The organism is Pseudoalteromonas sp. S1610 (assembly GCF_005887465.1).
In the GTDB taxonomy this organism is placed as follows: domain Bacteria; phylum Pseudomonadota; class Gammaproteobacteria; order Enterobacterales; family Alteromonadaceae; genus Pseudoalteromonas; species Pseudoalteromonas undina.
Genome location: NZ_PNDI01000001.1, coordinates 134,005 through 149,526, shown reverse-complemented (window position 1 = coordinate 149,526; position 15,522 = coordinate 134,005). Strand labels below are relative to the sequence as shown.

General features: G+C 40.6%; 18 protein-coding genes. All 18 read right to left on the bottom strand.

Annotation, left to right across the window (positions count from 1 at the left end; all coding sequences use genetic code 11):
* Nucleotide 1 precedes the first annotated feature (1 nt).
* Entirely contained in the window at nt 2–907 is a 906-nt protein-coding gene (locus CWB77_RS00745; RefSeq protein ID WP_138620874.1) for a FliM/FliN family flagellar motor switch protein, read from the bottom strand.
* Nucleotides 908–940: 33 nt separating this feature from the next.
* Nucleotides 941–1,339 (bottom strand): PilZ domain-containing protein, encoded by a 399-nt coding sequence (locus CWB77_RS00740; RefSeq protein WP_075170637.1) that lies wholly within the window; start codon nt 1,337–1,339, stop codon nt 941–943.
* Complete coding sequence (locus CWB77_RS00735; protein WP_081374122.1) at nt 1,332–2,330, bottom strand: flagellar motor protein MotB; 999 nt, start codon at nt 2,328–2,330, stop codon at nt 1,332–1,334. Before CWB77_RS00735 ends, CWB77_RS00740 begins: the two co-directional genes overlap by 8 nt.
* Nucleotides 2,330–3,193: a flagellar motor stator protein MotA gene (gene motA, locus CWB77_RS00730; RefSeq protein WP_138620872.1), complete on the bottom strand. Its 864-nt coding sequence runs from the start codon at nt 3,191–3,193 to the stop codon at nt 2,330–2,332. Before motA ends, CWB77_RS00735 begins: the two co-directional genes overlap by 1 nt.
* A gap of 17 nt (nt 3,194–3,210) precedes the next feature.
* A complete protein-coding gene (locus tag CWB77_RS00725) occupies nt 3,211–3,933 on the bottom strand; it encodes a FliA/WhiG family RNA polymerase sigma factor (RefSeq protein WP_138594183.1) in 723 nt (240 codons plus the stop codon).
* A 9-nt stretch (nt 3,934–3,942) separates the two neighbouring features.
* Nucleotides 3,943–4,374, bottom strand: coding sequence for a flagellar basal body-associated FliL family protein (locus CWB77_RS00720; protein WP_013464390.1), 432 nt, complete (start codon nt 4,372–4,374; stop codon nt 3,943–3,945).
* A 25-nt stretch (nt 4,375–4,399) separates the two neighbouring features.
* Nucleotides 4,400–5,689 carry a flagellar hook-length control protein FliK gene (locus CWB77_RS00715; protein WP_138620870.1) on the bottom strand — a complete coding sequence of 430 codons (1,290 nt, stop codon included), beginning with the start codon at nt 5,687–5,689 and terminating at the stop codon, nt 4,400–4,402.
* Complete coding sequence (locus CWB77_RS00710; protein WP_235575561.1) at nt 5,686–6,003, bottom strand: hypothetical protein; 318 nt, start codon at nt 6,001–6,003, stop codon at nt 5,686–5,688. Before CWB77_RS00710 ends, CWB77_RS00715 begins: the two co-directional genes overlap by 4 nt.
* Before the next feature lie 243 nt (nt 6,004–6,246).
* A complete protein-coding gene (gene fliS, locus CWB77_RS00705) occupies nt 6,247–6,633 on the bottom strand; it encodes a flagellar export chaperone FliS (RefSeq protein ID WP_138620868.1) in 387 nt (128 codons plus the stop codon).
* Between the two features lie 6 nt (nt 6,634–6,639).
* Complete coding sequence (gene fliD / locus CWB77_RS00700) at nt 6,640–7,938, bottom strand: flagellar filament capping protein FliD (protein WP_138569971.1); 1,299 nt, start codon at nt 7,936–7,938, stop codon at nt 6,640–6,642.
* A 123-nt stretch (nt 7,939–8,061) separates the two neighbouring features.
* Complete coding sequence (locus CWB77_RS00695; protein ID WP_138569970.1) at nt 8,062–8,895, bottom strand: flagellin N-terminal helical domain-containing protein; 834 nt, start codon at nt 8,893–8,895, stop codon at nt 8,062–8,064.
* A 234-nt stretch (nt 8,896–9,129) separates the two neighbouring features.
* The gene (locus CWB77_RS00690; protein WP_138620866.1) at nt 9,130–10,155 is read right to left on the bottom strand and encodes a flagellin; all 1,026 of its coding nucleotides are present in this window, start codon (nt 10,153–10,155) and stop codon (nt 9,130–9,132) included.
* A 26-nt stretch (nt 10,156–10,181) separates the two neighbouring features.
* Nucleotides 10,182–11,078: a flagellar hook-associated protein FlgL gene (flgL, locus tag CWB77_RS00685; RefSeq protein ID WP_013464386.1), complete on the bottom strand. Its 897-nt coding sequence runs from the start codon at nt 11,076–11,078 to the stop codon at nt 10,182–10,184.
* 12 nt (nt 11,079–11,090) lie between these two features.
* Nucleotides 11,091–12,398, bottom strand: a complete 1,308-nt coding sequence (gene flgK, locus CWB77_RS00675) for a flagellar hook-associated protein FlgK (RefSeq protein WP_138620864.1) — start codon at nt 12,396–12,398, stop codon at nt 11,091–11,093.
* 6 nt (nt 12,399–12,404) lie between these two features.
* Nucleotides 12,405–12,866, bottom strand: coding sequence for a rod-binding protein (locus tag CWB77_RS00670; RefSeq protein ID WP_055011657.1), 462 nt, complete (start codon nt 12,864–12,866; stop codon nt 12,405–12,407).
* Nucleotides 12,867–12,877: 11 nt separating this feature from the next.
* A complete protein-coding gene (locus CWB77_RS00665) occupies nt 12,878–13,987 on the bottom strand; it encodes a flagellar basal body P-ring protein FlgI (RefSeq protein WP_138620862.1) in 1,110 nt (369 codons plus the stop codon).
* A gap of 18 nt (nt 13,988–14,005) precedes the next feature.
* Nucleotides 14,006–14,728: a flagellar basal body L-ring protein FlgH gene (locus tag CWB77_RS00660; RefSeq protein WP_013464383.1), complete on the bottom strand. Its 723-nt coding sequence runs from the start codon at nt 14,726–14,728 to the stop codon at nt 14,006–14,008.
* Nucleotides 14,729–14,730: 2 nt separating this feature from the next.
* A complete protein-coding gene (gene flgG, locus CWB77_RS00655; RefSeq protein WP_010391154.1) occupies nt 14,731–15,516 on the bottom strand; it encodes a flagellar basal-body rod protein FlgG in 786 nt (261 codons plus the stop codon).
* Between the last annotated feature and the right edge of the window lie 6 nt (nt 15,517–15,522).

Here is a 15,522-nt window from a genome sequence, read left to right as displayed (position 1 = left end):
TTTAGTTACTCGTTGTATTGTTTGATAATTGTGTGATTTGAAATGCTAAGCCAGTCTCTTGCTCAACAACTTGGCCTTTAAATATTTGTTTATGACCTAGGTTAAATAGTGCAGCTTCATTAAGTTCAATGGGTAATACCCCGCCGGCTACACAGGCCTTTAATTGCTTTAAAGTGACTTTTTTCTTCGCCATTTCAATCTGACCTTGCACCGCAAACTGTGTCCACATATCAGTATTGAGTGTTTCGTTATTTGCTGAATCTTGCTCGCTATCAGCTGTGCAAAAAAAGCTAATTGGCAGCCATAAAAACCAACTTATTACTTGGTTTTCTAATATAAACCGCACTTTAAAGGCTAAATATTGTAATGCTTCAGGTAAGGCATGAGACTTTTGTATCTCACCTAATAACGCTGAGCGTTCTCTAAATAATAAGCCTTGAATGCCCTGCACTTGGCGCTGTAGTAAGCGACCACAAATACGGCTTTCTGTTGAGCTTAATTCGTTATTCACCTCATCAGAGACTTGCTCTGTGCTGTTCACATTATTAAATTGCCCACCTAAGCATAAATCAGCTGTTTTATATGCACTTTGATAATCAAGCGCTAAATAGGCCTCACCTTGAGAAGGGGCAAATAAAGGGCAGGCAAGAAATATCCTTGAGGATTCTTTAAACCAACTGTTAATAACCGAATGCGAACAAGGCGAAATTTCTACATCAAAACGGCTGTCGTTAAATAATTGGGCTAGCTCTAACTCCAAAGTTTTACGAATATTAACGTTTATGTGCGCTGCTTTTTGTTGTGCTTGTTCATATGCTCTTTGCTCAAGCGTGAGTGCAAATGGCGTAATATGCTCAGAATCTTTCGCTTTAATTAACTTTGTTTTAGCGTTTAACGTTTTACTCATACCACTGTTTTTCCTGATTCATTTATATTCAGCTTATGTTCGTTTTTTTGCTTTTTTCAATTGGGCTTGTAGCTGTAAACGATTAACAATATCGCTGCGTAAGCGCTCATTTTTGCTTATCCACTCAACCCCTAAAAACATTAATTTTTCACTCACTGCACGGCGATACATCACTTTGCCAGCCAATCGATTGGTTTTATCAAACACCACAATAATTTTATTGGGGATCGTCTTTTCAGCAGGTACTAATAACCCCACACCGCCCACGCTAATATCTTTTGCCACACCATGGCATAGTGAAATATCAATAAAACAACGGCGTAATAACTGCACGCCCACCCCGCCAAGCTGAACTGACTCAGGCTCGTAATTATCTTTAAGGTTTAAGTTCCACCTTTTGTAACTTCGTTTAGTGTCTGATTGGTTACTCATAATTCTCTTCAAGGCGTAGCACGGGTTTGTTAGCCGTTGCCGCACCAGCCGCTTTTTTTATCGGATTGTTAATGTTGCTATCATCAAATAATTGGTTAAATTTATCCTGCGCATCTTTAGTTAAGATCAGCAATTCAACACGTCTGTTTTCGCTGGCTTTTTTATTTTCTTTGTTAATTGGCCGATTTGATGAAAACGCATTTACTTGAAGCACCTGACTGGATGGCATTCCGCCCATGGTCATTACTTTTCTTGCTTGCTGCGCTCTATCGCCAGAAATGTCCCAATTACGAGAGCTGCCATCAACAAATAAGCTGGCATCGCTGTGCCCAGAAATAATGATTTTGTTGTTAATGTCTTTAACTAATCCGCCAAGGTATAGAAACAGATCTTCAAAAAATGGAGTCATTTGCGACTTTGAGCGTTCAAACATTTGGTGGTGCTTATCGTCTCTAATGATCACTCTGAGCCCCAAGGGCACTTCTTCAACTAGTAAGTTATTTTTTAGTAACTCTTCTTTACTGAGTTCATCAATACTTTCCAGTAATAAGCTCAGCTCAGATGAAGCTTCAAATTGGCTATCAATCGCTGAATTTAACTTCTCGCCTTGCCCTGCTTTAGGCTCAACGGTGCCATCGGGCACTTGTAATACTTCACTCATTCCAGGTTTTGGAGAGTCCGGAGGCGTAATTCCCGACTCTAAGTGCTTAATTACAGAAGGAGATCCCCCTAAATCAACGGGGAATGGGCTGTTTTGAGGATCAAAAATAGCGGGGCCACCATCAAAAATTGAGTGAGTTCGCATATAGTGTGCTATTTCTTCACGCTCAGATTCATTGGTGATCGCCATGATCCACATCACCATAAAAAACGCCATCATCGCCAAAGTAAAATCGGCAAAGGCAACCTTCCAAGCACCACCATGAGGCTTTTCGGTTGCTCTTCTACGAGAGCGTTTGATGACGATTTCTTGATTTTTGTTTTCCATCATTAAGCCGCCTTGTTAGTGATCCACTCTTCCATGGTGGTAAAGGTCGGTTTAATTTCTTCATTAATTAATTTTCGGCCTGAATCAGTCGCCACAATAGGCACATGCCCTTTAGCATGCGCCACTAACATGGCACGCACACACTCAAACATTGCCACTTGTTTTTTTACATACTGCTCCATCGCTGAGGCAAGCGGTGCAATTAAACAGTAACAAGCAAAAATACCAATAAAAGTACCCACCAACGCCGCTGCTACATGGTAGCCAATTTCACTTAAAGGTCCATCAAGATGCTGCATGGTAATAATAATGCCGCCAACCGCTGCTAAAATACCAAAACCTGGCATAGCTTCAGCTATATTAGCAAGTGAATGAGAAGGTTTAAGACGTTGCTCTTCAATGGTATAAATCTCTTGCTCTAACATGGCATCAAAGTCATGAGAGTTGATTTTTCCCATACTAAATAAACGTAAGTTATCGCAAATAAAAGTAACTAGCTGTGGGAACTCATACACTTTAGGGTAGGCAAGAAAAATAGAACTGGTTTCTGGGTTTTCAACATGCTCATCTAATCCTTTAATGCCTTTCACTCTGGCTAAGTCTAATAAAGAGTAAATAACAAGTAGTAAGTCATGGTACAGCTCAGACGTATCGGTTCCTTTACCACTAATAAATTGATACTTTAATTGCGATAGCATTTCTGTTAGTACATACTTTGAATTACCCACAATTAACGCCCCAAAGCCTGCGCCAAAAATAATTAAAAACTCGTATGGCTGCCACATAGTGGCAATGTTGCCGCCCGCAAACGCAAAACCACCTAATACTGTTGCAAGTACTACTATTAACCCTATAACTCTTTGCATTCTTTATTCCTTAGGTATTAGATTTTTTGAAGCGCTTGTGTAAGCGCTTCAAGTGCTTGTTTATGAAGTTGGCAAACACGTGCCTCGGTTAAATCGAGCGTTAACGCTATTTCTTTCATATTCATTTCGTGCATGTAATATAATTGCAAGAGCAGCTTTTCTCGGGTATTGAGTTTGCTCATCGCCACTTTTAGCATGGCTGCTGTCTCTTCTTTGTCGTGTGTATGTGCAGAGGTAAGCGCTAAATTTGGGTTAGCTTCCAATAGCGCTTCAAGGCTATCAAATGCTTCAGCTTGCTCACTGTAATGCAGTTGAATAAGCTCTTTATGGTTAATTCCTAACGCCTCACACATTTCGGTGTCTGTTGCATCACGACCGAGCTTTTTTTGCAGTGAACGGCTCATATCACGAAGCTGATGAGACTGCTGCCTTAACTGTCGTGGGCGCCAATCGACACGCCTAAACTCATCTAACATAGCACCACGAATACGCTTAAACGCAAATGCAGCAAACTTCTCATCTAAATCCCGACCATAGCGACGAATAGACGACAGCAGCGCAATAATACCTATTTGATAAATATCATCATTATCGACAATAACACCCACTTGAGTGCGCATGTGCGCAGCCGCTCGATTCACCAAATAAGAGTACTGCGATAATAGTTGCGTCTCTTTTTGTGGCGTTAAGGTGACTGGTGGTTCTGTTATTAACTCGCCCCACTCTTCTTGCAGCATCATAGCGATGGCCTATTGAATGAAGACGTTCGTAATAAGTACGTTATCCAATCGAACAGATACCGTATTCGCTAACACTAAATTAAACTGCTCTAATAAGTTTTTTTGAACCGCATCTATATCTTTAAAAGCGGCTTTTGCTTGGCTATGACTCATATTGGCAAACTGTTTTACCAGTACATTTCTTACAAGCGGCTCCATCGCCTCTGTGCCTGTGTTGTATACAGATGGTGAAGTAACAAGTACCAAGTCGAGTACTAAATAGCGGGCAATTGAGTCCTCTGATACGCTTATAATAAAGCGCTCCATTTCGTGGTATTCAACTTTTGTTATATCTGCTTGCGGACCTTCTTTTGATGAATCACTGTCGTTAAAAAACTGTCCCGCAAAAAAGGCAGCCGCAATAAGTGCAATTACAGTTAGGGCTATTATTATTTTTTTCACTTTTATCTCTCTTAATCCAAGGTAGTTATACTAATAAATCCAACCAATCTAATGGCGATTTAGGCGTGCGAATGCTGTTGTCATCATCAATTGAAGGCATCTCAGTATGATTATTTGCAATGCCGCTATTGTCGCTTTGCTGTTGAGGTTGCTGCTGTTTATCACTCAAATTAACATCCACTGTACTGTTTGAGTTTTGCGACAAAGACTGACGTAACTGCTCTAAAGTTTGCGCTATGGCATCTCTAACCTGCGCATTACTCGTAGTTAAACTGACTGAGGTTTTATCCCCTTCGATATTAATAGATATTTCAATACTGCCTAGGTTTGGAGGATCTAATCTAATTTGCGCGCGCTGAAGTTGCTGGCCTATTTGCAGCTTTACCTTGTCGCCAAGTACATGCAATAAGCGCTGCCCCCATTCACTGGGAGCCTCTTTTAATTTTTCTTTTTGCCACTCAAATGTTTCTGGCGCGGTGGCGGCAGATGAAAAAGCATTCACTAATGCTGATTTTTGACTGCTGCCTTCACGAGATTCAACGTTGAGAAGTTTCGATTGCGTGTTTTGAGTCAGTGCAGCAAGCTCGAGCTTACTGAGCCCAATACTCGGTTGTGCAGCTAGTTGCTCATTGGTTGGGCTACTTGATTGCGCGTGTCTATAAGTATTCAACACTACCGAAGGTTGATTTAATCGATTCAAAAGCGCTTGCGAATACAATGTTTGTGGTACTTTGGCTAAATCGAGTGTATTTAATTCTTTATTAACGGGTGTATTCGCTGGCGTTACATTTATAGCTGCAGCAGGCACAGTTAAAACATCACTATGCACTGTCATATTTTGTACAGACGCAGTTTTAGCTGACTCTTGAGTTATAATGCCTTCTTCGTGCAGAGTCTCTAAAGGCTTACTCTTTAACTGCTCATCAATAACAAGTTGTGCTGGTGGTGTTTCCACTGCTGCAGTGCCGTTATCAAGAGCAAGGTTACTATTTGAGTTGAGTAAATTTGTGACAGGCGCGTTTATTTTACTGCTATCAAGATTATAATTTGCAGTGTTTAAAAAGTACGGGTTTATTATTTCTTGTGTTTCTGTAATGGCATCTTCTTGCACTAGTTGTTCTGAGCTTTCTTGAGGTTGTTCACCTTGCACATTTTGCTGTTTTGTTTGCTGTTGCTTTGAAGAAAGCGTAAACGGCTCAAGCTCGCTCTGTTGTTCTTGCGCATCTGCAGGTGTACTGCTCTTTAAGATGGTTGGTTTATTAGTGGCACTGCCAAAGTCAGTCTTTGTCGCCATAGTATTTGCTTGGATACTCATAGTGACTGTCCTTGTTGTACTTTTTTATACGCAATTAAACCTTCTTTATCTTCCTGGTGGCGCTGCATTTGTACTTTAATGGCCGCTTGTTTTTGGCTCACTAGGTCGATTAAGTCAACGTAACGTGCTTTTAAGTTATTTTGTTCAGCCTTCATTGAACTAAAGCAAGGCATATTTTGCAGCTCATTATAAAATGCAAGCAGCTGCTTATCGGCTGATTTAACCTCATACCAATTACTCTCATGGATAGCATCTTCCATGGTGCTAAGTAATTGTTCCATTTTTTGCGCTGCGTATTTTTGAGAGTGTTCCATTAGCAATACTAAATTCATTATAAGTTCATGTTTCATTTAGCAATAAACAAGCCAACTTTAAGTCATTGTTTTATAACAAAAAATAAAATAAAAACCCAAAAAGCGGAAGCGGAACTTCCACATCGGAAGGAAGTGATATGTTATTAATAATGAATTGAATAATTATTTAGGCAGTGGGGGGAGATATAAAAAAGCGGTGTTAAAAATGAAAAAACCAGCTATTGGTAGCTGGTTTAGATTTGTTTATTGTGTACCTAAGCCTTGCCACCCTTCTTGCAAGTTGGTCATCACTACACGGGTGGAGTCAATATAGCTCAAGTCATTTTTTATACTGGCTTGCAATAATGCTTGCCCACAATGCTGATAAAGGTTTTGCATGTTTTGCGCTACTTCACCGCCTTTTTCAAGATCTAATGAGGCCTCAAGCCCGCCTAAAATGCGCATTAGCTTTTCAATACTTTCGGCTTTTTTATCGTATCTTTTTTGTTTTATGTGGCCTGTGACTTTTTCAAGCTCATCTGAAAAACCATCAAATAACATCAATACTAATTTATGAATATCGGCACAGGCCGCTTTTGCATCTACTGATGTACTTTTATAGGCTGAAAAGCCATCATTTAAATCTAACATCTATGTTTAGCTCCCAAATTGACCCATTGTAGATTCTAATTGTGCAATAGTCTGTTGCATTTGTGTAAACTGCGACAAGTAGCGTTGGTACACTTGCTCCATAGACACTTCATGATCTTTTTGTTGCCTATTGACTATATTTAAGCTCGCTTGCAATGACTGCTTTTTATCCGTCATCAAACCATAGCTTTTAGTGAAAGGCTCAACGCGGGTTTCTAGCTTAGACAATAAACCGTTTTCACCTGTGAGCATGCTGGTTAACTGCTCAGGATTAGTAGCCATAGCTTCTTCAAGTTTTTTATTATCTATTTTTAAGTTACCGCTACGATCAAATTCAATACCCACAGAGAACAAGGTTTTACCTTCAAACGTACCCTGAAAATCGTTGCGTAAAGAGCGAGCAAGGCCGGCAGCCATATTATCTCGTTTTAAGTACTGGTTACTGGTAATGCCATTGGTGAGCGAATTAAATTTATCCACAAAACTTTGAATGTTTTCTTTAGAGCTTTCTTGATCTTGGGTAATTGATATATGAATTGGCTGATCGCCCAGCGACTGCGCCTGCGTTAAATCAATCGTTACCCCATCAATAACCGTATCGAGTTTATTACTGCTTGAAGTGATTGTAAGTGCTGAGTTAGCCCCTAGTTTGACAATCGCATCTTGCGCTAAGGTTAACTCTTGTTTGTTTGTTATAGCATTGGTGATATCACTGCCATTGGCATCCGTACCTTCAGTAAAGCTCACCCCCACCTGATTAGCAGCACCCGACTCAGCACTGGTTAAAGTTAAAAAGGTTTCTGTGCCAGAGCGCACAACAGAGGCTTTAACACCGCTATTATCAACATGTGAGTTGATGGCATTAGCAACATCAGTTAATGATGCATCGGCGCCAAGGCTTGCAAAGTCAACACTAAACGCACTGCCTGCCAAATCAATACTCAACTCACCATCCGTGGTTAAAGCTTTAGCCGGATCAAAACTCAATGCCACTTGGTGTGCTTGTGCTAATTGCTCGACAAATACATCGTACTCACCGCTGGCTGCTGTGCCGCTTGCTGTTACTGCTAATGCGGATGAATTGCTCACCGTAGCGGTGTTAGCAAACAAGCTACTGGTATCTTTAAGATTGGTTTGTAAGTCATCAAAAAAGTTTGATAAATTACTTTTCAGGCTATCAAACGCCTTAATTTGATTGCTAAAAAGGCTACTTTTAGTACTTAATTGCTGATCTTTAGCGCTACGCTCAATTTGTGTATATTGTGAGGCTAATTGCCCAGGATTTATTCCTATTGCAGAGCTCATTTTAATCTCCAAGCATTTTAGTTATAAGCAAAAAAATCTAAAGTAAATATTTTTACTTATGACTATAAACAATAATAGCTACACCTTAGGTGTAGCTATGCATACTTAATTGATTAATCACTATTAACGAAGTAGTGAACCAATCATTTGTGTTGTGCTGTTAGCTGTGCTCAGTACCGAGATACCAGAGTTCATTAGCAATTGTTGCTTAGTCATGTTTGATGTTTCAGCAGCAAAATCAGCGTCCATTAACGTACCTACAGCAGCTTGAGTGTTTTGCTTCATGTTAGATACGTTAGTCATTGTATGGTCAAGACGGTTCATTGATGCACCAAGCGTTGAACGTGCAGTACCAATTTCGCCAACTAAAGTATCAACAAATCCAATCTGCGCTTGTGCTGTAGCAACATCAGTGAATGCAGCAGCATTACCAATAGCTGTTGTCACATCGCCTAGCTCTGTAGAAATATCTACTGCCAAGGTTTCAGTAGTACTTGAGCCTACCTGAAAAGTAACCGCACCAGCAAACTTACCACCAGTAAGTAGCGCAGTGCCATCACCAAACGACGTATTAGTCATGATATTTGTAAGCTCAGCAGCTAGTGCTGTGTATTCTGCACTTTGTGCAGCCCACTCTTTTGCACCGTTTGTATCACTTGAACCTTGAGTAGCAAGTTCTTTCATGCGGTAAGCAATGTTAGTCATTTCATCAAACGCGCCTTCAGCTGTTTGCATCATAGACATGGCGTTGTTACCGTTATAAATTCCTGCTTCTTGGCCACGTACTTGTGCGTTTAGACGTGAAGCGATTTGTAGACCAGCCGCATCATCTTTTGCAGAGTTAATTTTAAAACCAGAACCTAAACGCTCAAGCGCTGTAGATAAATCGTTGTTGCTACGACCAAGTTGGTTTTGGATTGACATTGAAGCCATGTTTGATTGAATTGATAAAGCCATGTTTATTTCCTCTTTGAATGAATAGCTAAAGTAATTAGTGAACCTAAATCACCTTCTAATAACTAAGAGCGACCATATTTTTAATTACCTAAACTTTTTTCTAATTATTTTTATATTTTTTTAAGCAATGTGTTCAAAGCGGGTAAAATAGGCATTTCCGTTGGCTAAAAGCAGATAAGAGGAATCGCAGAAATAAAAAACGATGCAGCAATACTAGCTTGCTGCATTAAAAAATTAGGTGAGTGAGTATTGCACCATATTACGGGTAATGTTTGCCTGCGACATAATCGCAGCTACACTATTTACCCCAGGGTTTTGCATATGCTGTTTAACCCCTAGACTTAAAGCAAGTAGTTCATCAGTGTTAGCTAATGAACTAGCAGAGTCAAGCTGCTCTAGTTGGCTTTGTAATTGTTGTTTTTGTGCCTGAATTTTTATTAAATTCGCTTTTAAATGGCGCTGCGCAGTTTGGATTTGTTCACGATGCTGTGCAATAGTGGCATTTTTATCCGCTATTTTAGCAAGTTCATTTAGTGGGTTATCTAAATCATTAAGCTGCAACGAAATCGGATTACCCGCCGCAACGCGCACACCTTGACCACTCATAACCCAAGGCTCTAAAAGTGGGGATGCATTATCCTTTTGCGCACTAAAAAGCAGACGGTTTTCACGATTAAGCTCAACATTTATATGATGTGGTGCAAACGCATTTTGAATGGCAGTTAAATTGGTTTTTTCATCTTGATAGGCTGGTATCTTTAAGCTTAATGATTTGCCCGAGCGACCCATCACTAACTGGATATTTTCTTCATGTGGACGTGCGCTAAGCAGGTCTATATTTGCATTAAGCTGTTTGCTAATAGCGCGATTTGGATCCGTTATTTTCAGCTGGGTATCAAGTCCTGAGCCTTTTTTATTTGCTGTGTTTTGTAATGACGCTATTTGCACTTTAATTTGCTGTTGTTGCATAGGTTGTGGCTGAGTGTTAGCAGCTTGGGTATTTAATTGTTGTGCTAATTTTTCAAGCCCCATATACAAATTACGAATAGTGCTTTCGCTTTGTTCGGCTTTTGCTAGCGCTTGACTCAGTGCCCCGCGCTGCGCCCAGCCAGTCAGTACTTTAACTTGGTCCTCTCTGGCAACAATTTTGTTTTTCCACAAATTGTTAGCAGAATCCTTTGTTGATGTAACGAGTGCATCCGATTTATTGGTATTAACCAAGTCAATTGCTTGCGCTTTTTCGCTACTTTTAACCAGCATAGTTAGTTCCTGAAAGTATTATAATTTTAAATGTATGAAAACAATGAAAGTTTACTTACTGTCGAGTAAACCTGCATCGATGATTCATACGCCGCCATAGATTCATTCATCGAAATAAACGCTTCTGGATAATCTACAGCACTCAAATCGTCCTGCAAGTTAACCGTAAATGTGGTGATATCTAGATTACTGGTAGTAATCGAATCAAGCGAAGCCATAGTAGAGCCTATGGTGGTCACTTGGCTACTAATAGTACCTAAAAAGTCAGCTAATTTATCTATCATCACCCGTGATTGATTGCCAACACCACCTGCTGGCGGATTATTTACATCAACAAGATAGTCTTGCATGGCATTTAAAAAACCTGCACCAGGATCTAAATCATTACCTACGATATTGTTTTTTACACTTGAGTCGTCAGATACAGCGACTTCTCTGACAATATCGTCACCGGCATAAACATAATTACCCGTCGCATCAATTTGAAACGGTTTTTCATCGGTTTTACTACCCGAAAAATAATATTGTCCATCGCTGTCGGTTGCATTTAGTAAATCAACAATTGCCGGAAAAGCCACACTCATTTCTTGGCCGAGTGCTTTAATTTCTGCCTCGCCCATTGAACCATCAGCTGCGGTGGTAATTAAACTTTGCAATGAATATATTTGGTTAACAATACCGGTTAGCTGTACTTCTTGTTGACCTAATGAAAAGTTAACTGCATCCATATTGGTTTTGTATTGCTCTAACGATTTTATTTCTGAACCTAGGTTCATGATCATTACAGTGCCAAGCGGATCATCTGAGGGCTTGAGAATACGCTTATTGGTTGCTAACTGAATTGATTTTTCGTTAAAGTTTTCAGTATTACTTTGAATGTTTTTGATTGAATTTAAATGAAACTGATGACTACTAACTCGCATAACATTGCCCTTTTAAAACATTTGCAGTAAAGATTTAAACATTTGATCTGCTGTGCTGATCACTTTGGCATTGGCACTGTACATTTGTTGAAAATGCATTAAGTTTGCCGCCTCTTCATCAAGGTTCACCCCGCTGTAGCTATCGCGCGCAGCAATGGCGTTTTCACTTAAATTAGTGGCGGTGGTAATGCTATTTAAGTTTTGCTTACTAGTAATAGCAAGATCCCCCACTAATAACGTAAACTTATCGCCTTTTCCTGCCATTGAAGCAACAATATTAGCAATATTAGAATTATCACCAGGTCCTGAGGTACTACTGTCTTTAAAACCAAGTTTATCAGTGGTGATCGCAGGGTTAATCTCAATCGTCCCTAATGGGTTTAATGGGTTGTATGTAAACAGTGCTTCACCGGAGTCGTTATTTAAATCAAAACCACTTTGTAATGCACCGTTCATATCATCGGCAAGGTCGGCAACTAAGCTATTTAAGGTTGCAAGAGTTGGTTTTATTACATCGTTATCAACGCTTATTAAACCACCAAATTGACCACCAACGTTTTTATCAAGGGTGAATTCTTGACCAATAAAGTTACTCGTTACTGTTGTTCCATTTACTGAGATTGATGCCGCTTTACTCCCTACCACCAGCGGGGCACCACTTAAGGTACTAATATCAATAAAGCCATTATCTCGCTCAACAATAGATACGCCAATATGCCCTGATAACTGGTTTACTAGGCGTTCTCGATTATCTTTTAACTCTGCGGTTGATTGCTTGTTTGCTGTTGCTAATCCAATGCTACTGTTAATTTCGGCTATTTGCTTAGTAATAGAAGACACATTAAGCGCCACATTACTCATTTGTGCATTTAACTTTGTTGCTTGTCCTGCCAAAGCGCCATTAATTTGCGCAATATCTTGCATAAAGCCCTCTGCAGAGGATAAAAATTGTTGCCTGAAAGCCTGTGAATCAGGCTTGGTTGCTGCAGCATTGAGTGCATCTGTTAGGCTTGCAAGGGAGTTATTTAAGTTTAAAGAGTCGGTACCAATGATTTGCTCAATAAAACCTAGGTATGACTGTTTGTTTTCATAATAAGTGGTATCAGAATTAGTGCGCCAAATATCGTCATTTAAAAAGGCGTCAACAACCCGATCAACAGACGCCACCTCAACCCCGCCTAAATATACATTAGAGGTTTTAAATTGAGCTTGCTGACGCGAATAACCCTCAACGGCTGCATTCGCGACATTTTGCCCTGACACAGTCAGCGCAATATTTGCAGCATTGAGGCCGCTTAACGCGTTATTTAACATAGACATAATTAACTACCTAATCGTATTAGCATTCAATGGCTGAACAAATGCCGATCCCGCATAAATATCATAGCTTTGGGTTGGCTCAACGCTTTCAGCACCTTTATGTTGATCATTAGCGACCAAACTTTGGCTATTCTTAAATGTATTTTCTATGGGGGCAATTTTCTCATCAAACTGCTTAACAATTGCTTCGGCTAAACCCAGTTGATGAGTTGACGCTAAATGCTGCGCGGTTTGAGCATTATGCATATCTCTAAATTGCGCTTGCTCGTTACTATTAAAAAAACCATTGTCACCGGCCATAGTTTTGGTGGTGCTATCCATACTTTTTAATACCAGCTGTAAAAAAATGGCTTCAAACTGCTCTGCTGCCTGTTTAACGCCAGCTTCACTATTGCCGGTAATATTTTCTAGATGAGTGGGGTCTATCGCTAATGACTGAGATAATTGGGTTGATGACTCTATTTTCATGGCTATTTCCTTTAAATAACTAATAGCTCGGCTTCTAGAGCCCCAGCATTATCAAGTGCAATTAATATCGACATAAGCTCGGCTGGCGTTGCGCCAAGTGCATTTACCGCTTTTACAATTTCATCTAATGAGGTGCCTTCAGGCCACAACAGCATATTTTTTTGTTGTTGATCTACCGTGATATCACTTGATTGCGTGGTCGTAGTTTGGCCATTTGAAAACGGCCCTGGTTGCGACACTTGCTCTTGTTCACTTATGGTAATGGTTAAATTGCCATGGTTAACCGCAGCCTGATTAACTCGCACTGTATTGTTCATTACGACAGTACCTGTGCGGCTATTAAATACAATTTTTGGGCGCTCAGAACCTTGCTCTACAGTAATATCTTGTAGCATCGACATAAACGTGTTGCGACTATTGGCATCGCTTGGCGCACTAACCACTAAGCGCGCCCAGTTTTCAGCAGTAGCTACATCAGGCCCAAATACTTTATTGATAGCACGTACAACATTGCGGGCAGTTTGATAATTTGGAGCTTTTAAATTAAGAATTACATCGCTTTGACTTTCATACATAGCCATAACACTGCGCTCAATAATTGCACCATTAGGAATAAGCCCTGAAGTAGGCACATTAACAGTCACCGAGGAGCCACTTTTACCGCTAGCATTAATGCCGCCCACCACTAAATTACCTTGTGCTAGCGCATACACTTTGCCATCAACCCCTTTTAACGGGGTCAACATTAAGCTGCCACCATGTAAGCTTTTTGCATCGCCTAATGAGTTCACAGTTACATCAATGGCTTGGCCTGGGCTTCCCATAGGCGGCAACGTAGCATGGACAGCAACAGCCGCTATATTTTTTGATTTTGGTAATCGCTCTTCATCTACAGAGACACCAAATTGCTTTAGCATATTACTTAGCGATTGGCCGGCAAATTTTACTTGGGCTTTATCACCCGACCCCGGCAAGCCCACTACTAAACCGTAACCCACCAGTTGGTTTTCTCGCACACCTAGCACATCAACAATATCTAATAATGGACGTGCTTTGGCGGTCACAGTTGCAGGCGCTAATAGGCTAAAAAAGCACACTAGCATTAATAGTAAATATTTCATTAAAACCTCAGTAATCCCTTAGAACGGGTTTAAGAATCGGGTAAATAAAGTGGTAAACCAACCTGGACGATTCGCATCTGCCAAAGTGCCTTTGCCGGTATAACTTATTTGTGCCTCTGCAATACGAAGCGACGAAACACGGTTACTTACATCAATATCGCCTGGGCGAACCAACCCTTCAATTTCAATGTATTCATCACCTTGGTTGAGCTTAATTTGCTTACGCCCTTTAATAACCAGCGACCCATTAGATAAAACATGATTAACCCGTACAGTAATAGCGCCACTGAGGAAGTTTTGCTGGCTGGCACTGCTTTCACCGTCAAACTTAGCACTCGAGCCTATACCCAAATTAAAATCAGCTACATTGAGTGCACCAGCTACTGGCACCGAAACATCCAAGTCGGTACTTTTATCTAAACTCGAATCGGCACTTTTACTCGATTGCGTGCGCTCGTTAAGCACCACAGTTAAAATATCGCCAACCCGGTAAGCACGTTTATCTGCATACAAAGAAAACATATAGTTATCTTGAAATAAGCTACCATCTTGCTGATTCAAACCCTGTGCATAGGCATCTTGGCTTATTTCATAGTCTTGAACTGATTTTTGAGTGGTGTTTTGTGGGCATTTCACTTCCCCATACACCACTTCGCATTCCACCATTTGGGTTTTTGATGGGGTATTGCTACAACCAGCAACACCCAAAAGCAGCAAAAATAATGTTAACTTATTCATCATAATCATACGTTTTGGTTTATAAAGCGCAGCATTTCATCTGCCGCAGAGACCACTTTAGCGTTCATCTCGTAAGCGCGCTGTACGGCAATCATGCTTACCATTTCATCAACAACGCTCACGTTTGAGCCTTCAATAGTAAATTGTTGCAAGCCACCAAAAGCATCTTCACCGGGGATCCCCTCAACAGGTTCACCGGATGCTGCTGTTTCGCGGTACAAATTGCCACCTAAGCTTTGTAAGCCTGCAGGATTTGCAAAGTTAACTGTTAACATTTGACCTAACTCAACCGCTTGCGCATCCTTACCCACTACCGCAGTAACGGTGCCATCGGTGCCAATACTTACTTTAGTGGTGCCCTCTGGTAGCGCAATATTTTGTGCCAATGGTAAGCCGTTGCTGTTTACCAGTAATGACTCGGAGTTAAGCTGAAACTGACCGTTACGGGTAAATAATAACTCGCCGTCAGGGCTTTCAATTTGAAAGAAGCCTTGCCCTGCAATGGCCACATCTAACTGGTTACTGGTTGTTTCAAAACTGCCTTCAGTAAATTGCTTTTGCGTACCGTTAATACGAACGCCGGTTCCCACCTGAATCCCAGATGGCAGCTGATTAAGCTCATCTACTTGCGCGCCAGGCTGTTTTTGTACTTGGTAAAATAAATCTTCAAATACCGCTCTGTCTTTTTTAAAACCGGCAGTGCTTACGTTCGCGAGGTTATTCGATATTGTTGTCATTCTTAAATCTTGCGCTGCAAGACCGGTTTTACTCACCCATAATGCTGAATTCATGTTTGG